Here is a 220-nt window from a genome sequence, read left to right as displayed (position 1 = left end):
GCAACCTCTACGGCCCCTCGGAGACCACCACCTACTCCACCTGGGTATCCATGGATCGGCAAGACGGCTTCGTGCGCCACATCGGCCGCCCGATCGCCAACACGCGCATCTACATCCTCGACGCCCATCACCAACCGGTCCCGGTGGGCGTGGCCGGCGAGCTGTACATCGGCGGCGAGGGCGTCGCGCGCGGCTACCTCAACCAAGCCGAACTCACCGC

1 protein-coding gene is annotated in these 220 nt (G+C 67.7%); it reads left to right on the top strand.

The window, feature by feature from the left end; all coding sequences use genetic code 11:
* On the top strand, positions 1-220 hold a 220-nt coding region (locus I8J34_RS24535), incomplete at both ends, for an AMP-binding protein (protein WP_214364234.1).

It is taken from the genome of Denitromonas iodatirespirans (assembly GCF_018524365.1).
Taxonomy (GTDB): domain Bacteria; phylum Pseudomonadota; class Gammaproteobacteria; order Burkholderiales; family Rhodocyclaceae; genus Nitrogeniibacter; species Nitrogeniibacter iodatirespirans.
This window is presented reverse-complemented; position numbering and strand designations above follow the sequence as displayed.